At 58.9% G+C, this 25,901-nt stretch carries 21 protein-coding genes and 1 tRNA gene; 12 read left to right on the forward strand and 10 right to left on the reverse strand.

Going from position 1 to position 25,901, the window contains the following annotated elements; all coding sequences use genetic code 11:
- Positions 1 to 117 precede the first annotated feature (117 nt).
- The 3 genes from TBK1r_RS05490 to TBK1r_RS05500 all read right to left on the reverse strand — a co-directional run bounded on the left by TBK1r_RS05490 (position 118) and on the right by TBK1r_RS05500 (position 2,985).
- The gene (locus tag TBK1r_RS05490; RefSeq protein ID WP_095740930.1) at positions 118 to 420 is read right to left on the reverse strand and encodes a P-II family nitrogen regulator; all 303 of its coding nucleotides are present in this window, start codon (positions 418 to 420) and stop codon (positions 118 to 120) included.
- Positions 417 to 1,529, reverse strand: a complete 1,113-nt coding sequence (tgt, locus tag TBK1r_RS05495) for a tRNA guanosine(34) transglycosylase Tgt (protein WP_145207946.1) — start codon at positions 1,527 to 1,529, stop codon at positions 417 to 419. The genes TBK1r_RS05490 and tgt overlap by 4 nt, the downstream gene beginning before the upstream one ends.
- A 124-nt stretch (positions 1,530 to 1,653) precedes the next feature.
- On the reverse strand, positions 1,654 to 2,985 hold the full coding sequence (locus TBK1r_RS05500; protein ID WP_095740928.1) for a tetratricopeptide repeat protein: 1,332 nt from the start codon (positions 2,983 to 2,985) through the stop codon (positions 1,654 to 1,656).
- A 947-nt stretch (positions 2,986 to 3,932) separates the two neighbouring features.
- On the opposite strand from TBK1r_RS05500, the gene TBK1r_RS05505 reads away from it, so the two are divergent.
- Positions 3,933 to 4,005: transfer RNA gene (locus TBK1r_RS05505), tRNA-Thr, on the forward strand.
- 4 nt (positions 4,006 to 4,009) lie between these two features.
- Here the strand turns inward: TBK1r_RS05505 and argJ are convergent.
- Complete coding sequence (gene argJ, locus TBK1r_RS05510) at positions 4,010 to 5,200, reverse strand: bifunctional glutamate N-acetyltransferase/amino-acid acetyltransferase ArgJ (protein ID WP_145207948.1); 1,191 nt, start codon at positions 5,198 to 5,200, stop codon at positions 4,010 to 4,012.
- A gap of 175 nt (positions 5,201 to 5,375) precedes the next feature.
- On the opposite strand from argJ, the gene TBK1r_RS05515 reads away from it, so the two are divergent.
- From TBK1r_RS05515 to TBK1r_RS05525, 3 genes are all read left to right on the forward strand, one after another.
- Positions 5,376 to 6,479 (forward strand): ABC transporter ATP-binding protein, encoded by a 1,104-nt coding sequence (locus TBK1r_RS05515; RefSeq protein WP_419581001.1) that lies wholly within the window; start codon positions 5,376 to 5,378, stop codon positions 6,477 to 6,479.
- A complete protein-coding gene (locus TBK1r_RS05520) occupies positions 6,476 to 7,441 on the forward strand; it encodes an ABC transporter permease subunit (protein ID WP_145207950.1) in 966 nt (321 codons plus the stop codon). The genes TBK1r_RS05515 and TBK1r_RS05520 overlap by 4 nt, the downstream gene beginning before the upstream one ends.
- A 319-nt stretch (positions 7,442 to 7,760) precedes the next feature.
- Positions 7,761 to 9,113 carry a DUF58 domain-containing protein gene (locus tag TBK1r_RS05525; protein WP_145207951.1) on the forward strand — a complete coding sequence of 451 codons (1,353 nt, stop codon included), beginning with the start codon at positions 7,761 to 7,763 and terminating at the stop codon, positions 9,111 to 9,113.
- Between the two features lie 218 nt (positions 9,114 to 9,331).
- Here the strand turns inward: TBK1r_RS05525 and sdhB are convergent, their stop codons facing one another.
- From sdhB to TBK1r_RS05540, 3 genes are all read right to left on the reverse strand, one after another.
- Positions 9,332 to 10,183, reverse strand: a complete 852-nt coding sequence (gene sdhB / locus TBK1r_RS05530; protein ID WP_145207953.1) for a succinate dehydrogenase iron-sulfur subunit — start codon at positions 10,181 to 10,183, stop codon at positions 9,332 to 9,334.
- A gap of 105 nt (positions 10,184 to 10,288) precedes the next feature.
- A complete protein-coding gene (gene sdhA / locus TBK1r_RS05535) occupies positions 10,289 to 12,271 on the reverse strand; it encodes a succinate dehydrogenase flavoprotein subunit (protein WP_145207955.1) in 1,983 nt (660 codons plus the stop codon).
- A gap of 73 nt (positions 12,272 to 12,344) precedes the next feature.
- A complete protein-coding gene (locus TBK1r_RS05540; RefSeq protein ID WP_145207957.1) occupies positions 12,345 to 13,238 on the reverse strand; it encodes a succinate dehydrogenase cytochrome b558 subunit in 894 nt (297 codons plus the stop codon).
- Between the two features lie 244 nt (positions 13,239 to 13,482).
- Between TBK1r_RS05540 and TBK1r_RS05545 the strand changes: the two genes are divergently transcribed.
- Together TBK1r_RS05545 and carA are read left to right on the forward strand one after the other, a co-directional pair.
- Positions 13,483 to 14,973 (forward strand): GntP family permease, encoded by a 1,491-nt coding sequence (locus tag TBK1r_RS05545; protein WP_145207959.1) that lies wholly within the window; start codon positions 13,483 to 13,485, stop codon positions 14,971 to 14,973.
- A gap of 299 nt (positions 14,974 to 15,272) precedes the next feature.
- Positions 15,273 to 16,403, forward strand: a complete 1,131-nt coding sequence (gene carA, locus TBK1r_RS05550) for a glutamine-hydrolyzing carbamoyl-phosphate synthase small subunit (RefSeq protein WP_145207961.1) — start codon at positions 15,273 to 15,275, stop codon at positions 16,401 to 16,403.
- A gap of 75 nt (positions 16,404 to 16,478) precedes the next feature.
- Here the strand turns inward: carA and TBK1r_RS05555 are convergent, their stop codons facing one another.
- Positions 16,479 to 16,958 carry a hypothetical protein gene (locus TBK1r_RS05555; protein WP_145207963.1) on the reverse strand — a complete coding sequence of 160 codons (480 nt, stop codon included), beginning with the start codon at positions 16,956 to 16,958 and terminating at the stop codon, positions 16,479 to 16,481.
- Positions 16,959 to 17,316: 358 nt separating this feature from the next.
- On the opposite strand from TBK1r_RS05555, the gene TBK1r_RS05560 reads away from it, so the two are divergent.
- The 6 genes from TBK1r_RS05560 (at position 17,317) to TBK1r_RS05585 (ending at position 23,581) form a co-directional block, all read left to right on the forward strand.
- Entirely contained in the window at positions 17,317 to 18,216 is a 900-nt protein-coding gene (locus TBK1r_RS05560; protein WP_145207965.1) for an alpha-1,2-fucosyltransferase, read from the forward strand.
- A 25-nt stretch (positions 18,217 to 18,241) separates the two neighbouring features.
- Positions 18,242 to 19,417, forward strand: coding sequence for a 3-hydroxyacyl-CoA dehydrogenase family protein (locus TBK1r_RS05565; RefSeq protein WP_145207967.1), 1,176 nt, complete (start codon positions 18,242 to 18,244; stop codon positions 19,415 to 19,417).
- A 170-nt stretch (positions 19,418 to 19,587) separates the two neighbouring features.
- Positions 19,588 to 20,016 (forward strand): gamma-glutamylcyclotransferase family protein, encoded by a 429-nt coding sequence (locus TBK1r_RS05570; RefSeq protein WP_145207969.1) that lies wholly within the window; start codon positions 19,588 to 19,590, stop codon positions 20,014 to 20,016.
- A gap of 166 nt (positions 20,017 to 20,182) precedes the next feature.
- Complete coding sequence (locus TBK1r_RS05575; protein WP_145207971.1) at positions 20,183 to 21,685, forward strand: Gfo/Idh/MocA family protein; 1,503 nt, start codon at positions 20,183 to 20,185, stop codon at positions 21,683 to 21,685.
- A gap of 319 nt (positions 21,686 to 22,004) precedes the next feature.
- Positions 22,005 to 23,279: a diaminopimelate decarboxylase gene (gene lysA, locus TBK1r_RS05580; protein ID WP_145207973.1), complete on the forward strand. Its 1,275-nt coding sequence runs from the start codon at positions 22,005 to 22,007 to the stop codon at positions 23,277 to 23,279.
- Positions 23,280 to 23,326: 47 nt separating this feature from the next.
- A complete protein-coding gene (locus TBK1r_RS05585) occupies positions 23,327 to 23,581 on the forward strand; it encodes a hypothetical protein (protein ID WP_145207975.1) in 255 nt (84 codons plus the stop codon).
- Positions 23,582 to 23,746: 165 nt separating this feature from the next.
- Here the strand turns inward: TBK1r_RS05585 and TBK1r_RS05590 are convergent, their stop codons facing one another.
- Both TBK1r_RS05590 and TBK1r_RS05595 read right to left on the reverse strand, forming a co-directional pair.
- Positions 23,747 to 25,306 (reverse strand): IS1182 family transposase, encoded by a 1,560-nt coding sequence (locus TBK1r_RS05590; protein ID WP_145207977.1) that lies wholly within the window; start codon positions 25,304 to 25,306, stop codon positions 23,747 to 23,749.
- A gap of 105 nt (positions 25,307 to 25,411) precedes the next feature.
- Complete coding sequence (locus TBK1r_RS05595; protein ID WP_145207978.1) at positions 25,412 to 25,801, reverse strand: hypothetical protein; 390 nt, start codon at positions 25,799 to 25,801, stop codon at positions 25,412 to 25,414.
- Between the last annotated feature and the right edge of the window lie 100 nt (positions 25,802 to 25,901).

A 25,901-nucleotide genomic window follows, 5' to 3' on the forward strand; every position in this document is an offset into this window, starting at 1 on the left:
CCGCTTTTTTTCTACCTCAATTCCTTAACTTGGTGCGTATGCCCCTCGCTGCGCTCGACCCTCCCGCACACGGGAGGGTGACGTCCGTAACAGGACGCTGCCGACGTGCAAGGACGTTTACTGAAAGACTTCGACGGGCAACGTGAAAACTTTTCCGTCGCCGATTCGTCCGCTCCGCGCCGCCGTGACGACTTTCTCTAACGTCTCTTCGTAACGTGAGTCGTCGACCCACAGCGTGATTTCGACTTTCGGCAGAAACGCTTCGGAGAATTCTGTTTCTTGATACTCGTCCAAGTAACTCTTTTGGCGACCGTACCCTTTGACTTCGCTGACCGTGAGGGCTTCCAACGGGGCTCGCTTGAGCGTTTCCAAGACCCGTTCGGCCAGGTGGGGGCGAACGACGGCGATGATCTGTCTCACGTGATTCCCCATTGGCTTTTTTTCGTCGCGATGTATTCCACGAGTGTACCCGCTCGGATCGCTTCTCGCGCACCCCGCATCACTTTCTGGTAATACGTCAAGTTGTGCAACGACAAGAGTGTCGGGCCTAACATTTCACCGGCGATGAAAAGATGCCGCAAGTAGCCGCGACTGTGACGCGTGCAGGTCAGACAGTCACACGATTCGTCTAAAGGTGACGTGTCGGTTTTATGCTTTGCGTTGCGAATTTTGATCGGTCCGGTGTCGGTAAAGGCGAACCCGTTGCGGCCGTTGCGTGTCGGCATCACGCAATCGAACAGGTCGATCCCCCGAACGATGCTTTCCAGCAGGTCGATCGGGCGGCCGACGCCCATCAAGTAGCGGGGCTTGTCGGCCGGCAACTCCGGCGTGGTCGCCGCGGTGATGCGATACATCTCATCGGGGGTCTCGCCGACGCTGAGTCCTCCGACCGCGTAGCCTTCAAAATTCATCGCCGCCAACTCGCGGGCACACTGCACCCGCAGCTCGACGTCCAGACCGCCTTGGACGATTGCAAATTTCGCCTGGTCGCCGCGGCTGGCGTATTCCAGGCAACGTTTGGCCCAACGAATCGACCGTTCCATCGCCTGTTGCACGTCGTCTCGCTCGGCCGGCAGTGCGACGACGTGATCCAACACCATCGCGACGTCGCTACCGAGCGATTCTTGAATCTCGATCGAATGCTCGGGCGTCAAATCAATCAGCGCCCCGTCGATGTGGCTGCGAAAGACGACGCTGTGTTCGGAGATCTTGTTGATGCCTTTTAAACTGAAGACTTGAAACCCGCCGCTATCGGTCAGGATCGGGCCTTCCCAGCCTGACATGGCGTGCAACCCGCCGAGGGCGCGAACGGTTTCATGCCCGGGACGCAGCCCCAGATGATAGGTATTGCCGAGAATCATGTGCGCCCCGGTGGACGCGACATGGTCGATCGTCAGCCCCTTGACGGTGCCCTGTGTCCCGACCGGCATGAACCCTGGCGTTTCCACCGGTCCGTGTGGCGTGGTGAACGTCCCGCGCCGTGCACCGGTCGCCGTGTCGGTTTGGTGTAGATCGAAGCGGAAGGTCATGTATTGTTAGTTCCGAGTTCCATGTTCCAAGTTCCATGTTTTGGATTGAAGACCAAGAACTGGAAAGAACAAAGCCAGCCTTACCGAAGGCTGGCTTTGTAGATTTTCTATCGTGCAGTCGTGATCAATCGCCACGCAGTTTCAGTCCGAGGTCGGTCAGCTTCTCGCGGACTTCGGTCAGGCTGGTGACACCGAAGTTCTTGCACTCGAGCAGCTCGTCGCCGGTCTTGCGGAGCAACTCGCCGATCGAGTTGAGCTGCAACCGTGCCATGCACTTGCGGGCGCGAACGGAGAGGTTCAGATCGGAGATCGGTCGCTCCAGCATCGCTTGTTCGTCGGGCGACAAGTGGCTGGTATCGACCGGCGGCTCGGGAGCTTTTTTCTCATGGGCGAATTGTCCGAGCTTGAGTCCCTTGCTGACCAACATCTCGCGGATTTCGATCAGGCTGGTTTCGCCAAAGTTCTTGCTCGACAGCAGTTCGGACTCGCTGGTGCGGGTCAAATCGCCGATCGTTTCGATGCCCATCTTGGACAGACAGTTACGGCTTCGAACGCTCAATTCGAAATTGGCGACCGGCATGTTCAGCGTTTGGGCCAAGCGATCGTTGCGACGCTGCATTTCTTCGTCGTACAGCATGTTGCCGTTGGCCGACGCGTCCTTCATGTACAACCGCGTGCGTTCGTCATCGGGGTGTGCGTCCAAGATTCGCTTGTAGCACATCTGTGCCTTGTCGAACTCATTGCGATCTTCGTAGATCAGGCCGAGGTTGATCAGGGCACCGACACCGGTCGGAAAGGCTTTGGCCGCACGCTCGTACAAACGCAGCGCTTCTTCGTCATTGCCCATGCGGTCATTTTCCCAAGCCAACCCGAATAGGGCACCGGCATGGTTTTCGTCGGTTTGGACGGCACGCTGGTACAACGTGATCGCTTCGTCGCGGCGTCCGCCGACACCGGCGACGGTCGCGGCACGTTGGTACATGTATTCGGCGGTTTGTTCGGCCGGTCCGAAAATGTCATCGAGCAGCAACATCGCTTTCTCGATGCGGCCGCTGTAACGATGTGATTCGGCGATAAAAATCTTGCACTGATCTTCGTTGTAGCCGGCCCGTTGGGCTTGTTCGTAGGTCTCGATCGCGGCATCGAAATCCTTGAGTTCGAACAGCGAGCGGGCGCAGTAGAACAGAGCCGTCGCGCTGCCATCGGCGGCGCGAAGGGTTTGCAGGGCTTCGGCGAAATGGCCCAGTAAGAACTGGCAGACGCCCATCTTTGTCTTGCCGGCCGGCGTCAGCGCCGGATCATCTTCCATTTCATTGACCGCGTCTCGAAGCTCGGCGAAATGGCCGTAGTTTTCCGCGATCATTTGCCGAATCTCGGCGACATCATTCGGTCCGAACGAATTGTTCGACAGAATGAGTTCTTTCAAGTCGACGACGTCCAGTTCGACTTCATTCATCGAGTTCAGTTCTCCTGCCCGCGGCTGCGAGCGATTGTTGTGTTGGTCCGCCGGTCCAGAAACATTGGCTGCCGCAACAGCCACGCGTACAAGCTGTCTGGCCGACTTTTTGGGCCTGGGCGGCGACGGGAGCTCGCCCAGCATTAAAATTTTTAGCGAAAAAAATATTTTTTGTCGAGTCGTGGCACGCCGATCGCTCGTGAAAAAGCTCGCTAGAACGACGTTTTTTAACCATTAACCGGAAAAAGATCGAAAAAACTTGGAAGAATTTGCTTGGATTTCCTGACTGTAACGTTTTCTATTTACCAAATTTTGCCGGTTAGGCGACGTCCTTCAGGCCGGAGGGCCGGCAGAGTGGATGCCGGTGGCGTGAGCCACCGGAGATGATTCCAAGGAGTCTCTGAGGCCCAGCGGGCCGACACAATTCCCCAGCTTTTCCAATGCCCTCAGCTTATGAGACCGATTGTGCCGGCCTTTCAGGCCTCCGTGATCGAGGTCTTTCCATTCCGGTGGCTGACGCCACCGGCAAGCATTGTGCCAGCCCTCCGGGCTTCCTCGCGAACAAACATAGAAAACGTTAGAGTCAGCAACTTTTGAATTCCTGCAGGGAACGAGGCGAGGAATCCTGAGTTTCGGCGCGCAACCGAACTCGCCACGTCGTCCCGACACTAAAAGAAATCTGTCTCGCAGACACGGCGGGCCATCGGATGAACCCTCGCGGGTTTGCGGTGTCCGTAAAGGGGGCAGATTTCACAGACCACCGTGCAGTGAGAGAATTTCGTTACAGGTTGGCGATCGCGAGGCCGAATAACGTAGTTGTGCCGAGGGTTCTTGGTAGAAATCTTGCAGCAGCCCGATGGGCCCTGGTCGACCAGGCTTTGGTTTTGTAATTTGCACGCATCAGACGTTGATTGCCACGCCCGTGGCGGATTCGTCGATCGAAACACGCCGACGTAGCTCAGCTGGTAGAGCAATTCATTCGTAATGAATAGGTCAGGGGTTCGAATCTCCTCGTCGGCTCTTCTTAAGTCGTGTATTCGCTGTTGAAGCGGACGTATTCGACGGTCAGATCACTGGCCCAGTGGATGGCGGTTCCCGGCCCATCGCCAACGAACAGGTCCAAGTCGACTTCTTTCTTCGCCTTGATCGCTTTGCTGACCTCGGCGGCATCAAAATCGGTCGGGACGCCGTTGTGATAGATTTCTGTCCCGGCGAGTTTGAGTGACGTTTGTTGGGGATGGATTTTGGCATCGGCATAACCGGCCGCCGAGACGATGCGTCCCCAGTTCGGATCGCCGCCGGAGATCGCCGTTTTCACTAGCGGGCTGGCACCGATGGTCCGCGCGATCGTGGCGGCGCTGGCATCGTTGTCGGCACCGACGACGCGGATTTTCATCACGTGCGTGGCGCCTTCACCATCGGCGACCAATTGTCGCGCCAAGCGACAGGCCAAATCGGTCAACGCACGGATGAAGTCTTTCTCATTGGAATCGCCGATGCGGACGCCGCTGGCGCCACTGGAAAGCAACAGCAGCGTGTCATTGGTGCTGGTGTGTCCATCGACACTGACGCAGTTGAAACTTTTCGACGCGACTTCGCGAAGGATCCGTTGAGATTGCTGGGGGTCTAACTGGGCGTCGGTCATCACGACGGCAAGCATGGTGGCCAGATTGGGCGAGATCATGCCGGCACCCTTGGCCATCGCGGCGATCCGAATCGTTTGTTCGCCGAGTTGGACTTCGCGACACTCCGCTTTGCGTTCCTTGTCGGTTGTCAAAATGGCGTCCGCCGCCGCAGTGAAGTCGTCGATGTCGCGACCGAGTTTTGAAACCGAGTTCTTGATGCCTGCGTTGACGCGGTCCATCGGCATCTTCTTTCCGATGATCCCGGTGCTCATCACCAGCACCTCGGCTTCGGAGGCGGAGATGGCGTCTGCGACACTGCGGCACATCTCCGCGGCGTCCAACGCGCCTTGCCGCCCGGTGCAGGCGTTTGCGTTGCCGCTGTTGGTGACGACGGCGCGGATCCGTTTGGAGGGTGTCAAGCTGCGGCAGATTTCGACGGGCGCAGCGACCACTTGGTTCTGCGTGTAAACGCCGGACGCGACCAAACGGTCGTCCCCAACGATCAGCGACAGGTCTGGTTTTCCGCTGGGCTTGATTCCACAGGCGACGCCGGCAAATTGGAATCCGGCGGGAAGTTCAGATGAGGTCATGGACAAGCTTGCGAATTGGGGGGCAGGAGCAGTGAAAAGAAAGATTGCAGTGCGGTAGCGGAAGACGCCCGGGCGATCGAGAATGGTGGGCGAGGTCCGGCAGTTAGATTCTAAGGTTTGACCGACTCACACAATAGACCGATCGAATTTCCACTATTAGGTTCAGAGTCTGTCCTTGAAACACCAGCCTTCCCTGACCGAATTGATCGACTTGCCGGGCCAGATGGCGACGCCGACTGCGAATCCAGCGCCCACGGCCGCTGCTGCCGAGACCGGGCAACGTCCGCCCGTGGTGGTGTGCGACGGATTGTCCAAACACTACGGCAGCTTTCGGGCGTTGGTCGATTGCAATCTGGAAGTGCTTCAAGGTGACATTTTCGGGCTGCTGGGGCCAAACGGCGCGGGCAAAACGACGCTGATTCGATCTTTATTGGGCTACTTGAACAGCAGCGGCGGACGGGCGACCGTTTGCGGGGCGGACCCCCAAACCGATCCGGTCGCGGTGCGGCAAAACGTTTCCTATTTGCCCGGCGACGCGCGGTTGCCCCGGCACCTGCGGGGCGATGGCGTGTTGCGGTTTTTCGCGGACATTCATCCCCGCGGCGATCTGTCGCGCAGCCGGGCGATCGCCGAAGCGCTGGAACTGGACACGCGGCGCCATGTTTCGATGATGTCGACCGGCATGCGGCAAAAGTTGGCGCTGGCGGTCGTGCTCGCGCCGGCGACGCCCCTGTTGATTCTCGACGAACCGACAGCCAACTTGGACCCGACGGTTCGCGGAACGGTCATGGAATTGGTTTCCCAGGCCCATCGTGACGGCCGCACGGTGATTTTTTCGTCGCACGTGCTCAGCGAGATCGAAGACACATGCAATCGCGTGGCGTTTTTGCGCGGCGGCCATTTGGTGCTGGAGTTGCAGATGGCGGATCTGTTCCAGCGGCATCGCATCTGGGCGGATTTGCCAACAGGAACCGCCTTGGATCGCTCGGCCACGCAGGCCAGTCTCCCCGAATCCTTTCGCGATCACATCAGCATCACCGAAGTCGAGTCGATCGCCAGTGACGGCGCGGTGTCCGTCCGTATCGACACCGCCGGCGACCTGGCCCCGATGCTGCCCTGGATCAGTTCGCTGGGACTGCATCGGATGCGAATCGAACCGCTGGGGCTGCGTTCGGTCTACGACTCGGTGCATCACGACACCTTGGAAGACCCACGCGACCATGAAGTGCCGCCCGACGGCGACGTCAACGAACACATCGGCGGTGGGGTGGCAGGATGATCAACCGAATTCTTTTGCGCAGTTACATCAAACAGGCAGCGTTGCTGTTTGTCTCGCTGGGCCTGGCCTTGTTCGCGTTCGCCTGGGTTCGCGTCTGGGTCGTCAGCTTGTTGGACATGGGGCAATTTCAAAACATCCTCGAACAGCTGCGCGGTTTTGAAAAGCTTTCGCCGATCAGTTTTGATTCGCTGTTCACCTACCAAGGTCGCGTCGGTCTGACGTACGATGAGCCGATCATCATTCTGTGCACGGTGATCTGGTGCCTTTCGCGCGGCAGCGATGTCGTCAGCGGGGAACTGGGCCGCGGGACGATGGAAATGCTGCTGGCGCAACCGATCAGCCGGGCCCAATTGATGTGGTCCCACGCGACCGTTGCGGTCGGCGGGCTGGCGTTGCTGTGTGGACTGGTGTGGTTCGGAATTTTTGTCGGGGTGTCGGTGACGACGGTGGACGAGACGGTTCCGCCGCCGAGCGTGGATGTGCCGCTGTTCGGATGGACCATCCCGCTGCAGATCAGCGAACCGCAAGTCGAGTCGTTTCCGCTTTCCGAGCGCGTCGACTCGCGAGCCTATGCGGCACCGACGTTCAGCCTGTTCGCGTTCGGCTTTTTCCTGCTGGGACTGTCCAGTTTCTTTAGCAGCATCGACCGTTACCGGTGGCGAACGATCGGAATGGTGATGGCGATCTATGTCGTGCAATTGGTGATGTTCGGCCTGGGCAAGGCGGCCGAGTCGCTGAACTGGTTGCAGGGCATGTCGTTTTTTAATTGCTACCGCCCCCAGAAACTGGCCGCGTTGGTCGCCGAAGACGGCCTGTCGGCGCCGTGGGATTGGTCCACGCCGATGCCCGACGGGATGCTGCCGCCGTTGATCTACCCAATGATCCTGATCGTGCTCGGTGGCATCTGCTATCTGCTCGCTGCAAGACAATTTGTTAAGCGAGATTTGCCGGCTCCGTTGTAGGGAGGTGTTAGCAGTTAGCTTTTAGCGGTTAGCATCGAGCTTGAAAAATTAGGTGGCTGCTGTCGCCGGTCGGCGGGCTGGGCGGGGGTGGCAGAATGATGGTGGCAGAATGATGGTGGCAGAATGATGGTGGCAGAATGATGGTGGCAGAACGATGGGGGCAGAAGAGATTTGGCATCGCGATCGGAGCGGATAGATGATTTTTCTGCCCCGTCTGTCTCTGGCACTTCTGATCATTTTCATTGCGACCTCGATGTTGCGTCGGTCGCTTTGCGTTTCGCTTGAACCCCGGACGGTTCATCCGAGTTAAACTGATGCGATGGGAGATCCACATGCATCGTCGGGCCCGGGGGCCGGTTTGTCACTGATCGCTGCGGTCGCCGCAGTGTTGCTGCTGGGGCTTGCGTTCGGCGGTTCGTTGTGGGTGCTTGCTGCGATCGTCGCAGCGGCGGTGATCTTCATCAATCGTTTTTTGGCGTTGACCTGGACCCAATGCTCGATCGCCACCCGCGAAGGCGGCGACGCAGAACTCAAGATCGGAGATTCGCTGAAGGTCAAGGTTTCGGTCACCAACACCAGCAAGGTCCCGGTGTTTTGGTTGCTGGTCGAAGATTTGATTCCTCGCTGGGCAACGATTCACACGCCACCGACGCTTGACGTTCAGGGCGACCGAATCAAGGTCCTGTTGATGTGGCCCGGACAGACACGGCATCTGGACTACACGATTCAGTGCAATCGTCGCGGCTATTTTCAGATCGGCCCCACGGTGCTGGAAACCGGTGACCTGATGGGTCTGTACCGCCGTTACCGGCTTGGAACCCATCCCCAATATTTGACGGTACTGCCCAAGACGGTGGAATTGGATGATTATGAAATCGCGTCACGTCGGCCGATGGGGGAAATCCGCATGCGTGACAACGTGATGGAAGATCCCACTCGATTGCGCGGCATTCGTCGTTGGGAACCCGGCGACCCGATGCGACGCGTCCATTGGTCGGCGACGGCACGCACCGGTGTCTTGCACAGCAAAGTGTACGAGCCGACGTCGATCGCGGGTGCGACGTTGGTGCTGGACATGCACACCGAGACCAACCCGACCCAGCATGAGCCGATTCGAACCGACCTGGCGATCACCGCCGCATTTTCGATCGCCAGTTCACTGCACGATCAATCGCAACCGTTCGGGTTCATCACCAACGGACGCGACGCCGCCGACCGAATCCGCACCGACGGTTGGATCGGCGACCACCGTGTCCGTGACCAAGCCAAGCAATCCGCAACGATGCTCGACAAAAATGATCGGTTGCGGCCCGTCGTTCTGGACGCGTCGCGGGGCGCGGTGCACCTGCAACAGTTGCGAACCACGCTGGCGCGATTGGAACGCAGCGATGGAATGACGCTTGCCGAACTGCTCAATGAGACGGAATCACGGATCAGCAACGAGACGACGCTGATTGCGATCTTGCAACAGGCGACTCCGGACGCGTTGTCGACCCTGATCGGATTTGCCCGCCGTGGGAAAGCGGTCGCGGCGATCATCAACACGCTGGACATCAACGACTACAGCGCGCTCGCCGGTCCCTTGATCGCCGCCAATATCCCCACGTTTCATTTGGCCGATGAGCAATCGATCCGCAGTCTGTGTCGAGAAGTGAATCTGCGGACGGCGTGAGGTGCTGGCGCATCGAGCGCTCTGTGTTGTGCGTTGCCCCGGTAGGGGATCGTGGGCTCAATGGCGCGATCCGCGGCGGACAAACGGCGTCTGTTTTGTTAGCGGCAGGGCGCGAGCCCTCCGGTCTTGAAGTTAACTTCAACCCGAAACCGGACGGCTCGCGCCGTTCCGCTAACATCGTCGGGATCTTAGGTGACTCAACCTCGTTCACCAGTACTCTACTTCTCGAACCACTTCTTGATGGTGTGGATCGTGGTGGCTCGTCCGGCGCGGGCGATGGAGGTGGTGAGCGGGATTTCTTTGGGGCAAACGGCGACGCAGTTTTGTGCATTGCCGCAGGCTTGGATTCCGCCGGGTGCGGTCAGTGCATCCAACCGCTCGCCCGCGATCGACTTGCCGGTCGGGTGATTGTTGAACAGCATCGCTTGAGAAATCGCGTGGGGACCGACGAACGCTTTGTCCCAGGCTTTCTCTTCGCGCTTCTTGAACTCTTCCTCCGTCTCGTCCTTTTTCCGCTCCAGTTCAATCTTGTTGTACTGTGGGCAGGCATCGACACAGCAACCGCAGCTCATGCATTGGCTGAGCGGGTAGTTCTGTTCTTGGGTGGCACGGAGCTGTCGCTCGCCGGGCCCCATGTTGTAATAGCTGTCGACGGGGACCCAAGCCTTGACCTTTTCGAGTGCCTTGAACAACCGCCGGCGGTCGACCATCAAGTCGCGCAGCACGGGGAACTTGCTCATCGGTTCCAAGACGATTTCGTCGGCGTTGTCTTTGAGCAGTTGATCGACCAGCGCACTACAGCTCTGCCGGACGCGTCCGTTGATTTGCATGGTGCAAGCGCCGCAGACCTCTTCCAGACAGCCACAATCCCAGACGACCGGTGTCACCTTCTTGCCGTCTGACGTCTTGCTGAGCGCTGCGATTCGCTGAAGAACCGAGATCACATTCAACTCCGGCTCGTAGTCGATCTTGAACAATTGCCAATACGGCTCTTGACCAGGACCATCTTGTCGCTTGACGCGGACGTTGATGAACTGGGGGCGATTCGCGGCGGGATCCAGGGCAATCATGCGTTGACCTATGAAATTGTCGAAAGTTGAATGTTCGTTGGATGGTCTGTTTTGATCTCGGTCGTCTGACCGAAAACTCGCTTGGGACAAACGAGCAGCGATGTCTTACGAGGAAGCCATTTGGGGCTGCTGATTTTTCGTCTCGGCCCGCTCTTTCCACACCTCTTCGATGATATCGGCACCGACAAGCCCATACAGTCGCGGGCGTGGCGGTTGCAGCGACGTGTCCACGTCTTCGTAGCTGAACTGTGGTTGCATCGAAGCGTTGTCGTAATCGGCGATCGTGCTTTTTAAGTATTTGTCGTTGTTCTTTTCGAACGCGTCGCACCACTCCTCGGCCTGCTTCCGCCGCGCGGCCGGGTCTTCCGCAGTCAGCGAAGGCTTTTGGAAGTCCGGTTTAAAGTGGGCACCGCGGCATTCGTCACGCCGCAGCGCGCCGCCGAGAATTGATTTGGCGATCGGGAACATGTCTTGGAGTGATTTGGCAAAGATTACATTCTGGTTGGACCAGCTGCCGGTGTCGGACAAGTTGACTTTCATCGCGCGGTCGTGCAATTCGTTCACTTTTTCGATTGCATCGGTCAATTGGTCGTTGCGTCGCACCACGGTCGCGGCCCGCGTCATGATGTCGCCCAGTTCCTGGTGAATCAGGTACGGGTTCTCATCACTGCCGGGGTTGCCGGTCAACAGCGAGTCGTGACGTTCTTGTTGTTTGCTGACGGCACCGGACAGCGTGGCGGCGTCGATGTCGGCATGCCCGCCGGATTGATTGTCGATGTAATTGACGATCGATGGTCCGGTAAACAAACCGGTAAAGATGCAAGATAATAACGAGTTGGCGCCCAATCGGTTTGCACCGTGGTAGTGGTAATCACATTCACCGATGGCGTAGAGCCCTTCGATATTGGTCATGTGATTGGCCGGTGCGCCGGCTTCCAGGCCTCCGTCGGCACTCTTGACGTAATCGGCCCACAATCCGCCCATGCTGTAGTGGACCGCGGGGAAGATTCGCATCGGTTCGATCCGCGGATCGACGCCCTGGAATTTCTCGTAGATTTCGAGGATCCCGCCGAGCTTTCGATCCAATTCCGCTTTGGGAATGTGGGTCAAATCCAAGTAAACGCACATCCGTTCGGTGTCGACGCTGAGTCCGTCGTTGACGCAGATGTCAAAAATCTCGCGAGTCGCGATGTCGCGAGGCACCAGGTTACCGTATTCGGGATACCGTTCTTCGAGGAAGTAGTAGCGGTCGCTGGCGGGGATGTCGCGCGGGGCCCGTGAGTCATGCGGCTTGCGGGGGACCCAGACGCGTCCGCCTTCGCCGCGGGCCGATTCGCTCATCAAACGCAGCTTGTCGCTACCGGGAATCGCCGTCGGGTGGACTTGGATGAACTCGCCGTTGGCGTATTTTGCGCCGGCTTGGAAACAGCGACTGGCGGCGCTGCCGGTGCAGAACACGCTCATCGTGCTGCGACCGTACACCAGGCCACAACCGCCGGTGGCGACGACGGCGGCATCGGCGGGAAAGGCTCGAATTTCCATCGACACCATGTCTTGCGCGACGACGCCGCGGCAACGTCCGGTCTCGTCTTGGATCGGCCCCAAGAAGTCCCAGAATTCAAACTTGCGGATCAGGCCTTCCGATTCGCGGCGACGGACTTGTTCGTCCAGTGCGTAGAGCAGCTGTTGCCCCGTCGTCGCTCCGGCAAAGGCGGTTCGTTTGTAGAGCGTGCCGCCGAAACGACGTCGGTCCAAGAAACCTTCGCCGGTGCGGTTGAACGGAACTCCCAAGCGGTCCATCAGTTCGATGACCTTGGGCGCCCAGTAAGCCATCTCTTTGACGGGTGGTTGGTGATTGAGAAAGTCACCGCCGTAGACCGTGTCGTCAAAGTGTTTCCATTCGTTGTCGCCCAGCTGACGAGTTTGGTCGTTGCAACTGTTGATACCGCCTTGGGCACAAACGCTGTGGGACCGCTTGACGGGGGTCAGACTGAGTAGGTCGACGGCGACGCCCAGTTCCGCCAATTTCATCGCCGAGGCGAGACCAGCAAGACCACCACCGACGACGACCACACGTTGATTTGACATAGTGACTGAGGATGAAAGAGTTGAGTGTGTTGATTCGAATGGAATTGCGTAAACGGGCCAGAGTCGATCAGCGTCAGGACGCCGGCTCCGTCGTTCCTGTGGATGCTTGTTCGCCGTCAGATGCGTCCACGGACTCCTCAGCCGCCGCTCGACCGCGCAAGTCACGCTTGTGTTCGTTCTCCAGAACGGTTCCGGACACGACGCCCGCCTCGTACATGCGGTCTTCGATCGCACGCATCTTTGCGACGTCGTCTTTGCTCGGGAAAACGGCTCCGGCCCAGGCTGCCAGCGAGATAACCGTCAAAACCACGCCCAGCGCCACACAGACCTTGGTCGCTCGCGCCTGAGCTTGGGGTGAAATCCAAAGCCCCCAGGTGATCCCGGCGGTCCACAGTCCGTTGATAAAGTGGTAGACGCAGGCCAGGACACCGACCAAGTAGATCGCCGGCCAGATGATTCCATAACCAAGATTCATCGCATCGACCAACGAGCTGCCCGCGTTGTAGGGACTGAATTGACCGAATCCCACTTTGTAGATCGCGTTCATCCAGCCTTCGGCGTGAATCCCGCCGTGCAGGTGCATGACGTGCAGGAACAGGTACACCAGGGCGATGAATCCGGTCCAACGTTGCCAGGTGTAGCGTTTGTTGCTGGTGAATTGGTACTGGCTGCTGTTGCTGCGGCCTGTCTTGGCGATCCAGATCCCGAGACCGGCGTGGAACAGCAAAGGAAGGAAAATCCCGCCCCATTCGATCAGCGGCAGCAGTGGACCGGGGCTGTGGATCAAGAAGACGGCACGCTGAAAAATCTCGACACTTCCCAGCAGGCTTGCGTTCGTTGTCAGGTGAACGCACATGTAAAGACCCAGCGGCACAATTCCCGTCAACGAGTGAAGTCGGCGGATCGCAAATTCATGCTTGGTGAAAAACGACGGCTCGCTGTTTGAATCGGAGTTGGAGTCGGACACGTGACTTCTTGACCGGTGCGTTGGGAGGAAATCGAAGGCGACGCATGGTGCAGGCGCCACGGTAAGATACCGCAGTCTGCCATCGGCCGCGCGGCCCTGCGAATTTTGTTAAGGTTCTTCACGGCATACTGTAGGCTGCATCGGCCCACACGCCTAGATCGACGGATTGACGCAGACAGACTCTCGAAATTTGCGTCCGACGCGCAATCCGCACACTCAGAATCCGCACACCAAGAAGTTGTTGATGAGCATCTGGTTGATCGTTGCCCTAGCGGTTGTCGTGGTCTTGGTCAGCATTCTCGTGTTTCGGCTGCACGCGTTTTTGACGTTATTATTGGCCGGATTGCTGGTCGCGGGTTTGACCACACCGGAATCGCTTCAGCAGTACGCCGACGCAGAGGTTGCCGCGAAGGAGTGGACGCCGGAAGCGGCCGTGTCATTTACGCACAGCAGTGCGGCCGCACGTGTGACGTCGGCGTTCGGTTCGACGGCCGGAAAAATTGGGATTTTAATTGCGTTGGCCAGCGTGATCGGCGGATGCTTGTCGGAATCCGGCGCGGCCCGAACGATCGTCGCGCGGATGTTGATGTGGGTCGGCCCGAAACGTTCCCCCGAAGCGTTGGCGGTGAGCTCGTTCATCATCGGAATCCCAGTCTTCTTCGACACGGTGTTCTACCTGATGATTCCCTTGGCGCGATCGTTGCGCCGCGTCGTCGGTCGCGATTACGTGCTGTTTATCTTGGCGATCCTGGCCGGCGGTTCGATCGCGCACTCGCTGGTCCCTCCCACTCCAGGGCCGCTGCAGGTCGCCGAAATCTTGAACGTCGACGTCGGCGTGATGCTGGGAGTCGGGCTGGTCGTGGGCAGCATGAGTAGCGTGTTGTCCCTGGCGTCGGCGCGACTGATCAATCGCTTCGTCGATGTTCCACTTCGCGAGATCGCTGGGGAGTCGGTGCCGGAAGAGGAGTCAGATGAGTCACAATCGGGTACAGGAGAAACCGATGCAATGGAGTCAGGAAGCTCGCCCGACCCGCACGACCGCGGCCGTTCACCGGGATTCCTCGAGTCGCTGCTTCCGATCGTGATCCCCGTCATCTTGATCACGATCGGCAGTGTGTTGGCGTACCTGTTGAAGTCGGACGCGGTGGAGCCGAGCGGGTTGACGGACGTGTTGAAGCTGGTCGGTGACAAGAACATTGCGATCGCGATCGGGCTGGCGTTCGGCATGACGTTGATTCGGTACATCGATGCGGACCAACGCAAGTCGCTGGTCAGCCGCTCGTTGGCTTCGGCGGGGAACATCATTTTGATCACCGCAGCCGGCGGCGCATTCGGTGCGATGTTGCGACAGGCGGGGATCGCAACGGCGGTGGGATCGCTGGTCGACGCCAACGCCGGACTGATGTTGTTGCCACTGGCCTTTTGCGTGACCACGGCGATCCGAACGCTGCAAGGTTCTGCCACCGTTGCCATGATTACCTCGGCGGGCGTTCTGCAAGGATTTGCGTTTTCGGCGGACCTGCCCTTCCACCCGGTCTATCTGGCGATGGCGATCGGGGCGGGCAGCAAACCGGTGTCCTGGATGACCGACAGCGCGTTTTGGGTGATCACCCGGATGAGCGGGATGACGGAAGCCGAAGGGCTGAAGGTGATCTCGCCGATGAGCATCGCGACCGGTCTGTCGGCACTGATCGTTTGCCTGTTGATGGCGTGGCTGTTCCCGGGGGTGGGGTGAGCCGGTGGCTAGTGCGCTGGCTACGTAAATCAAAACGTTTTCGGAGCGCTAGTCGTCTATCGCAGCTCAATTTTCGGGTAGCGGACGAGGCGACGAGTTCTCTGTAGTCGGCAGATTGGCAAGGACTCGTCGCCTCGTCCACTACCGCCTACCCAAAAACCAAGGTGCGGCGGAGCACTTGTGGTCGATAGGCCGCACGCACCCACTCGTCGAAAATACCAATCGCCGCTAACCTATGGGAGTTTTTGAACTCTACCCAACCCTTTCCGCACTTTTGGGCAACTCGCCTCCATATCCCCATGACCCGAATCGCAAAACTTGCGCTCGAAGACGGCACGGTTTACACCGGAGAAGGCTTCGGGGCCGACGGCGAAATCAACGGCGAAGTCGTTTTCAATACCTCCATGACGGGCTATCAGGAAATCCTGACAGACCCCAGTTATCACGGCCAAATCGTAACGATGACGTATCCCGAGATCGGGAACTACGGCGTCAACTCGATCGACATCGAGCACGAGAAGCCGTCGCTGTCGGGGTTCATTGTCCGCGAAGAGAGCCGAATCTACAGTAACTATCGTGCCGAAGGCGGCTTGTCGGCGTACCTGCAACAGCACGGCATCGTCGGCTTGGCCGGGATCGACACCCGGGCCCTGGTGCGGCGGATCCGCGAGCAGGGTGCCATGCGAGGCATTTTATCCAGCACAGATCTGGACGACGCGTCGCTGGTCGAAAAAGCGAAAAACAGCCCTGGTTTGGTCGGCCGCGACTTGGTTCGCGAAGTGATGCCCACACAGTCGCGGCAGTGGGATCACCGTCTCGATGACTGGACCGAAACCGAAATCGCTCGACGGGGTAACCCCGCCGGCGCGGGGAACACCAAGGTCGTCTGCATGGACTTTGGGATGAAGTGGAACATTCCGCGTCACTTCATCTCACGCGGAAACCTGGTCACGGTCGTCCCAGGCGACACCAGCGCCGATGAGATTTTGAAGCTCCAGCCGGATGGCGTTTTCTTGTCCAACGGCCCCGGTGACCCCGAGCCGCTGGACTATGCCCAGAAAACCATTGCCGCACTGATCGGAAAAACGCCGATCTTCGGGATCTGCCTGGGGCACCAACTGTTGTCGCTGGCTTGTGGCGCGAAGACCTTCAAGTTGAAGTTCGGTCACCGAGGGGCGAACCAACCGGTGCTGGATCTGCAAACCGGCAAAGTCGAAATCACGACGCAGAATCACGGCTTCGCCGTCGAAGAAGAGTCGCTGCCGGACTGCCTGGAGATCACCCACCGCAACTTGAACGACGACACGATTGCCGGCGTTCGGCATCGCGAATCGAAAGCCTTCGGTGTCCAACATCACCCCGAGGCCTCATCGGGGCCGCATGACAGCCACTACCTGTTCGATCGATTCCAAAGCGTGATCGCCAAGTAGTTTCGACGCGGCGTAAGCTTCCAGCTTGCGTCTCAGGCCCCACGCAAGCTGGAAGCTTACGCCACTTTGGTGCTTCTAGCGGACGGGCTCTTGCTTGAGAAACTCGTTGACCGAGCGATTGACTTCGTCGTCCTCGGATTTGGGAAACGGAGAGAACAGGTTGCTGAAAAAGCCGCCCTGTTGTTTTGCCGCGGGTGCCGGTGCCGTTTGGCTGTCCTGACGGAATCCGGCGGGGATCAATCGCATCGGATTGAGCGTGTCCTTGGTGCGCAGCCAGCTCTTTTTGGCGGTCATGGAGACCTCGTCCACCAAGCTGTCTTTCTTGGTGATCACACGCTCCTTTTCGTCTTTGGACGGCAGAAACGTGGACATGGTCGGCATTTTCAGCTTGGGCATCTGCCAATTCATCGGGTTCAGTCCGCTCATCATCCGGGTCAACGGGTTGCCGGGTAATGGAGGGTCCGTGGCAGAGTCCTGGGCGGACGCGTCGGTGAGCGAAGCGAGCATCATCGCTGCAACGAGTGCGCAGGGCAGGGCAAGTGATCGAGTCTTCATCGCAGTGAATCGTCTCCCGTGGGCGAAGCATGGCGAGTTAAATGTGTGATGCGGCCTTTCGGCTCGTGGCCCGCGTATCGCAAGATTTAGCTGTACAGGGCAAGACCAGTTTTCCAGACGCAGCCCCAATCTTCAAAGTGCACGCCTTGGATCGCAAAAGTCACCCGCGGTTTGCCGATGATTGCCCGACGGGGCGAAAATCCGCGAACCGGACTTGTGAACCCTTTCGGCTCGGCGATAGCATCGCAGCGGTCCGGCTTGCCGTTTCCACACCGGCACCCTGGCGTCTGATCCAGACGATTGTTTTTTCGCCTTTTGCTTGGATGTTTCGTTCCGATTCGAGGATGGCCTGCCGCTCATGATGATTATCGCACGAAGGTACGGCCAACTCGGAAACCGGTTGTTTCTTTACGCGCACTTGATTGCGGCGGCTCGGCACTATGGCGTCGAACTGCGTAATCCCTGCTTTGCCGAGTATGCGGCGTTGTTCCCCAGCACACGCGACGATCTTTGGTGTCGCTACGCAACACACCTGAGTGGACGATCCAACGACACCGGATCCGGCCGGGCGCCATCGCAAACGGTTCGCCTCGGGTTGATGCACGGCATTCAGGCGATGGCCAAAACGATGAACGCGGTCGGGATGCGTGACTATCCGGCCAAGGTGATTCGATTGCGATCGGGCCAGGAGTGTGATTTGGAAGGCGACCAATTTCGCAGCGCCGTTGAATCCGGCCGCACGCTGTTGTTGCAGGGCTGGCTGTTTCGCAGCCCGCGACTTCTGCAGAACCATTGGTCGCACATTCGCGATTTTTTTGCCGTTTCCGCGGACGATCAAAACGCGATCGGTTCGACGATGCAACAGGCGCGTCGTGCGAGTGACGTTGTCGTCGGCGTCCACATTCGCCGCGGCGACTATGCCGAATTCCAAGGCGGGCGATATTATTTCGACGACCGTTTGTATGCGAACTGGATGCGCAGCGTGTGCGACCAGTTGCCCGGCCGCACGGTGCAGTTTTTGGTTTGCAGCCACGAACGACTGAACCCCCAGCACTTTGCCGGACTGAACATCACCCCCGGCCCCGGAACCGCATTGCGGGACATGTACGCGTTGGCAGAAACGGACTGGATGATGGGGCCGCCGAGCACGTTTACCGCGTGGGCGGCGTTTGTCGGGCGCAAACCGCGCGTCGAGCTGCAGTCGTGTGAGCAGACGGTTGTCGTTCCCAATCCATTTGCCGAGCCGGCGGCCGCTTAGTGAACCCTACTTACCAAGGTTTGGGATGACACCCGATTCCCCGCAGTGGCCGCACGACTTGCCCCGCGTTTTGTTGATCGGAGCGGGTGTGGTCGGACGAGCGATCGCCGATGCCCATGCGGTACGCAACGTTACGTTCTGCCTGGCAGACCAAAGTGCTGAGGCGATCCGAGCCGCAGCGATTGCCTTTGACGAAGCGGGACTTGCGACGCGTGAGTGTTCGCTGCCAGCCGGATCGCTGCACGCCATCACGGTCGGCGACCCGAATTCGAGTGATGAGACGAATGCGCCGATCGTGATCGAATCGATCGTCGAACGCAGTGATGCGAAACAAGACGTGTTTGAAATGCTGCAAAACGACCTGGGGGAATCGGCGGTGCTCTGCAGCAACACGTCCACCCTGTTGATCGACGAGATCGCCGGCCAGCGGTTACGTTCGGCCGGCCGGGTCTGTGGCATGCACTTTTTCATGCCCGTCCATGCCCGGGCGGCGGTCGAAGTCGTGACGGGAAAACGCAGCGACGACGATGCGATCCAAGCGGTCGTGGATCACGCGGCGCGGCTGGGCAAGCGCGCGATACGGTGCCAGGACGGTCCCGGATTCATCGTCAACCGGATGCTTTCGCCCTATCTGAACCAAGCATTGTTGCTGCTGTGCCGTGGTGCGACCGAGCGCCAGATCGAGCGAGCGGCGTTGGCCTACGGCATGCCGATGTCCCCACTGGAGTTGATCGACTGGATCGGGGCGCCCACGATGTACCATGCGGGCAAAGCGTTCACCAGCGCGTTCCCGCAGCGGATCGATCCGTCGCCCATGGTCCCGGCTTTGCTCAAACGCAAACGACTCGGACGCGGATCCGGTGGCGGATTGTTTGACTACGACCGCGGCAGGCGCAGTGAGCAGTTGTCCGCCCCGGCACAAGAGCTGATTGAAACCTATCGCACCGACCGCCGCGAGTTCAGCGACGGAGAGGTGTTGCTGTTGTTGACGATTCCGATGTGGATTGAAGCGAACTGCTTGCTGAAAGAAGGCATCGCTGATTCGATGGACACCGTGGATTTGGCGATGGCAGGCGGGCTGGGATTCACCAGCGATGCAAACTGGTCCGAATTTTTCGCCGAACTCGGCACCGACCAAATCGACAGCGCCATCAGCCGATGGCAAGCCGAGTTCAAATCCATGCGAAACCAAGTGGCGTAAGCTTCCAGCTTGCGATCCCAACTGATGCTCAATACCGCTGAATTAACATCAACGAGGGGCCCGGACGCTGGCGCGAGCCGGCTGATGTCAATCGACGATCAGCCGTTTGGCGCGAGCCGACGGGCGTCAACCCAAGGAAACCACGTTCCATTCCGGCGATCGCCCCCAAGATGCTTCCCCCGCAGAACCAACCAACGATCGATTCGGTCTTCGTTTACGGCACACTCAAACGCGGTCAATGTCGCGAGAGCTGCTGGCCCGTCGCGCCGCAAAACGTGGTCGCGGGCTGGATTCGCGGAACATTGTACGGACGCGCGGACTATCCGGCGTTGATGCCGGGCGACCATCAGGTGGTCGGCGAACGGTGGAGGTTTGCCCCCCTGTCGATGCCGCGGGTGCTGTCGGTGCTGGACGAGGTCGAGGGGACCGATGGCAATTCGCCGAGCGATCTGTACCACCGCCATGTGGTTGACGTGTTCGGAGAAAACGACGAGTTGGTCGGGGCGGCGTATACGTATTTTTATCACCGCGACCCGCAGGCGGACGGGTTTTCCCGGGTGCCAATCGCGGGCGGAATGCAACGCTGGCCGACGGATTGACGGTGGAATGCGTCGGGAACGCCCCCCGCATCCACGCGACCGCGGTTGACGGCACGCTTCGATCAGCGGCTGTGGATACCAATTCGCGACCGATCAGTTACAATTGGTGGCTCAAAGTTTCCCGCCATTTTTTCCCACCTGCCGAATCGGCCCGAGGCACGCGCGAATGCACCATCCTGCTGAAAAACCAAGTACCGACCGACGATCCTTTCTGAAAAACGGGGCCACGGTCGGTGCCGCGGCGAGCGTCGGCATGACGCTACCCGGACGCGCCAAGGCTGCCGCCGGTGCTAACGAACGCCTACGCATCGGGTTCATCGGCCCCGGCGGACGCGGTTTCGGCGCCCACGTGAAAACACTCTGCGATCTGCACAAGGAAGGCCGCAAGATCGACCTGGTCGGCGTCGCCGAGGTGTACGAGACGCAGCGTGACATGGTCGCCGATTACATCAAGGACAAAACCGGTACCGATCCGGGACGGTACGTCGATTACAACGACATGATCGCCAAGGAAAACCTGGACGCCGTTTGCATCGGGACGCCCGACCACTGGCACCACAAACAGATCATCGATTCGCTCGCCGCAGGACTGAACGTCTACTGCGAAAAACCGATGACCAAGACGGTCGAAGAAGCGTTCAACGTCGAGAACAAGTGGCGCGCCTCGGGCAAGGTCATGCAGGTCGGCGTGCAGTCGACCAGTCTGCCGGTTTGGAATGAAATCCGGGCGTTGCTTCAAGACGGAAAACTCGGCAAGGTGCTCGGATTCCAGACCGAATACTTCCGCAACAGCAACGTCGGTCAATGGCGTTATTACAAGCTGGTTGCCGACATGAACCCGAAGAAGATTGATTGGCAGCGCTGGCTGGGCACCAACGAAGACCTCGCCCCGGAGATGCCGTTTGACCGTGCGGTTTACAAGCAGTGGCGACGGTTCTGGCCCTTCGGAAGCGGCATGTTCACCGACTTGTTCGTTCACCGCACCACGTCGATGTTGAAGGCGACGGGACTTCGGATCCCCGGACGCGTGGTCGGCGCCGGCGGAATCTTCATGGAGTACGACGGCCGCGATGTGCCCGACGTTGCTACCGTCGCGGCGGACTTCAACGAAGGCGTGCAAGGATTGATCACCGCGACGATGTGCAATCAAGAGTCGCGCGTGAATCAATTGATTCGTGGTCACTACGGCACCTTCGAACTCGGCAACGGCGAAGGGTTTGACGGGTTCGATTTCGTCCCCGAGCGACGCCAAGTCACTTCGCAGGGCGATTCCGCGAAGCGGACATTCGAGAACGAGCGAATCTCGACTGAGCCGGTCAAGAACACGACCAAGGCACACTTCGCGAACTTCCTGGATGCCTGTGAAGCCGGCGAGCCGGAACTGTGCAACAACCCGCCAGACCTGGGTGCCGCGGCGATGGCCGTGGTGAACTTGGGGGCACAAAGTTATCGTAAAGGCGAGGTCTACTTCGTCGATTCCGAGAACCGCGACATCAGCACCAAAGACCCGGGCTGGGCGGCGAAATGGGAAGCCAAATCGAAGGCTCGCGAGTTGCCCAATCACATCGCGGGTTGGAAGGCCGGCGATTTCGGCAGCAAGCTTGACGAGCCGGAATACATGAATCTGGCCGGACCCTGGACCGACGGCAAAGACCCCGCCGGTTCCTGATCGGGGGCCGGAAAACGCGAACCACGCAGGTGGTTCGCGGGTCTTCTCGGTCAGCCTTAGACGTTTTCCCAGGTTCAGCCTGGGAAAACGGTCCCACGCGTTGCCTCGTCCGCGGTGGCTGGACAAAACAGACCCCTTGGGGACAGAATGCGTCTTCGGTCTGTTGATTCAATCGATGTTTTGCAATCAACACGTGGATCTTAGCCCGACGCGCGAGCGAGGGGCGCCACGCCGCCCCGTGCTGACGCATGCGGGCTTGGATCAACAGGCCGCCTTGCCGGTTTTCTGTCCCGTTACCCCTCTCCGCCCTGCGATCGCGATGGCCTCTCTGACAACGCCCACCTTTTCTACCAGTCGCCATCAGATCGGGGGACTATCCGTCGCGGAACTGGCAAAACAGTATGGAACGCCGCTCTACGTTTATGACCTGAACGTAATCGAGCAGCGGATTGCGGACTTGAGTCAATTCGACGTGATCCGTTATGCCCAAAAGGCGTGTGGGAACATCGCTATTCTGGATCGCATGCGGCGGCGTGATGTGGTCGTCGACGCGGTCAGTTGCGGTGAAATTCAGCGTGCGTTGGCTGCGGGGTATTTGCCCCAGGACCATCAAATCGTTTACACGGCCGATATTTTTGACGCCGCCGCTTTGGATTTGGTCGTCGAGCACAAGTTGCACGTCAATTGCGGATCGCCCGACATGATTTCGCAACTGGGCGAACGTCTTCCGGGTGCTGATGTGACACTGCGGATCAATCCCGGATTCGGCCACGGCCACAGCCAGAAAACGAACACCGGTGGCGAGCAGAGCAAGCACGGAATCTGGCATACCCAGATCGACGATTGCCTGCGCCGGGCCGACCAACACGGCGTCACCGTGACCGGGCTCCACATGCACATCGGGTCGGGGACCGACCTGGAGCACCTCAGCGAGGTCTGTGAAGCGATGGAGCGGGTGGCGATGGAGGTCGGCAGGACGATCACGACGATCAGCGCCGGTGGCGGTTTGCCCGTGCCGTACAGCGAATCGGAATCGTATGTCGATTTAGACAAGTACTTTCAACTTTGGGACGCCACCCGTAACCGACTGAGCGAATCGTTCGGTCATCCGGTGACGTTGGAGATCGAACCGGGGCGTTATCTTTCAGCCGAATCGGGATTCTTGATCGCCGAAGTCCGCAGCGTGAAAAAGGTCGGCGAAAATCTGTTTGTGTTGCTCGATGCCGGGTTCAACGATCTGGCACGGCCGGTCATGTATGGCGCCCACCATCCAATTTCGGTTTGCTCCAGCGACGGCGCCGCGGTCGACGATCGCGACAAGGTCCAAGCCGTCATCGGCGGACCGCTATGCGAGTCGGGCGATATTTTCACCCAGCGCGAAGGCGGATATGTCGACAGTCGGGAACTGCCGATGTGTCGTGTCGGCGACTTTGTCATCCTGGAAAATGCGGGCGCCTACGGGTTTGTCATGGCCAGTAATTACAACAGCAAGACCCGCGCCGCCGAGGTGTTGATCGAACAGGGGCAAGCCAAATTGATTCGCAAACGAGAGACGTTTGAGGATCTGATCCGCTGCGAGATGATTCCGGAGTGAGAGCAGCAGTGCGATTCGGATTGCGGGCACTACTGCTTGTCACCACCATGACCGCACTCTGGATCGCGTTGATTCAACTGGTGCGTCCGCTGGCGTTTCTGTTGTTCGCCCTCGCCGCATTTCAGGCCCTGACGCTGCCCGTGGTGTTCGTGTTGATCGGATTGACATCGCGGCAAAAGGGCACCGTGTTGGACGTCCAATCCAATGCGACGTTCATGGCGCTGTTGACCGCATGGAAGTTCAGCGTGCTGTTTTGCGGCGCGTTTTATTTCGCCGCGTTGTTGCAAGAGTTGGCGGGGTGAGCAACACGCGCCACTGGCTAACCGGCCTGTTGATTTTCTGCTCACGATTGCGATTTTGAGCGTGTCCCCCCCTGCCCCCCGTTCCCTCAAGACACAGCGTCCCCCCGGTTATTATTCGAGGGTCGGCTGGCTGGAGGAAACGGGCGGGATGAAAAAAACGATCGTTTAACGTCGCTGTGGCGGATCTGGGCCGCTGGCCTGGAGCGATAGCAATCGTTCGAGGTTGAACGCGCTGACCAACCACAGCCACTCGTTTCGCACACGCTGCAGACCACGGCTGAAGAATTGCCTCGCCCCGTACTTGGCCTTGATCACTGCGAAGGGGCGTTCGCCGGGAGAACGACGACGAGCGTACTTGGCTTGTGATTCGGATGTCTTCATCTTCTCAGCATGATTGCGACGCTTCGATTCATGCTCGCCGTGACTGACCCCACGAGTCTTGGACTTCGCGCCAAGACATCGAGACGCAAGCGGGCAACCTTGACACGACTCCGTAGAGCTCTGGTAACGGTAAAAGATTCGACGACGACCGTTCTCCATTTGGCTCGTTTGGTGCTGATAGGCAAGTTTCTCGCCGGCAGGACACCAATAGCAGTTCTCGTCAGTGTCGTAGATAAATGCGTTCTTGTTGAATCGCTTTATCTTCTTGCCGTCGCGCTTCGTCGTCGAGGTGGGCAGGCGATCCCAGTCCGCTTCGGGCACAGGCTGACGCGGGTCTTGGCGGTCTGCCGGGTTGTCTTTGCAGCCCAGCTTGATCGGAGAATAAAAGTCGATCCCCAGCTCTTCGCAACGGGCGAGATTCTCGCCAGTGCTCATCATGCCGTCGGCCAACAATTCACCAGGAACCTTGTCCAGGCCGAACGATTCTTTCACGTCCTGGACCGCCGAAATCATGTGCTTGTCTTCATCGGTATGAGGAATCACATCGGCGGAGACAGCCAGGCCGCTGTCGATATCAACGGCCAGGTGCGGGGTGTAATTCGGGGCAAAGCCTCCATCTTTGTTCGGGGTGAGACGAGATTCTGGGTCGACGATCGGCAGTCGCTTAGGTTCCTTGTCTAGCTTTTCCAGTTCTGCGATCGCCGCGTCGACCTTTCCCTGACGCTGCTGCACCTCGGCCAATTCTTCGCTCAACTGAAGTCCATTGTGGTTTCCCAGGCGTTCGCTTTCGCTAGCGTCAGCCTGAGCCGCTTGTTCCTCTAGCTCGACAAATCGTTGTTGAAGCTCGTCCTTCGCTTGGCGAAGTTCTTCCGGCGAACGTGAGCCGGAACGGCGATTGTTCGCTCTGATTCGTGTGCCATCAAAACCGAGGGACTCCAGCGGCAAATGCCCGAGTTCGCGAGCGACCAAGCCGACTTGGACGAACAGGCTCTTAAGTGCTGCAGAGTTCTTCTGCCGGAATTTGCAAATGGTGGTGTGGTCGATATGAAGACCTTCGACAAGCCAACGAAAATCATTTCGAACCCACAAAGCCTCTTCGACAGCCCGCGAAGATAAAATGCGATTCATGATTCCGTACAGCACGGCACCTGCAATCACGCGGGGATGAAGCGGCGGTTGTCCCTTGGTGAGATCGTAAGCGGCCTCCCAATCGGTCCAGTCGAGGCGTCGCAGAATGTCATCGAGCAATCGGACTCGATGGTCTTGCGGGATCACCTCATCGAGTTTTTCAGGAAATAGAACCAGCTGGTCTCGACCCAGCGGTGGTGTAGCAAAACCTGCCATGAAAAAAAGCCTCCGTGCCCCCCATCATAGCGCCAAATCCCACAACTGAAACCGCAGAAAATCAACAGGCCGTAACGCCACGTGCTGAGATGTCAGCGGGACGCGTCAGCGAGCGTCGCGTGACATCCGAAAGACGCCTAGGTCCTTCTTGCCTCGAAATGTCGCGTTGAACTGATGCGGCGTGACGGTGGCCGTCATGCGGTATTCGCCCAACAGCGGCAATCGCGTCGACGAATGAAAGCGATTGGACGTGCCTGGGACGCGTTGCAATTTTGCCGGATAGACAAATGGAATGACTTTGGCAAACCGTCCGGCAAACAGGGCTCGGTAGGTGTTGGCATCGACGGCGCGGATTCTGGCGCGAAGCGGACCTTGATGCCCCGTCGACGAAGACGACCAGCTGCCGACCCAGCGCCCCGTCGGACTAGCCGCCGGGAGCGTCGTCGCGGTCAGGGAAAACACAACCAACAACAGGGTGAATATTCGCGCGGGCATGCGTGGACCTTCAAGGCAGTAGTGGCAAGACGATGGGGGGCACGACGAAGGGAAGCTAGGCCATGCGTCGCGGACTAGAAATCCCGATCGGGCAACGTGG

Source organism: Stieleria magnilauensis (assembly GCA_007753675.1).
GTDB lineage: Bacteria > Planctomycetota > Planctomycetia > Pirellulales > Pirellulaceae > Stieleria > Stieleria magnilauensis.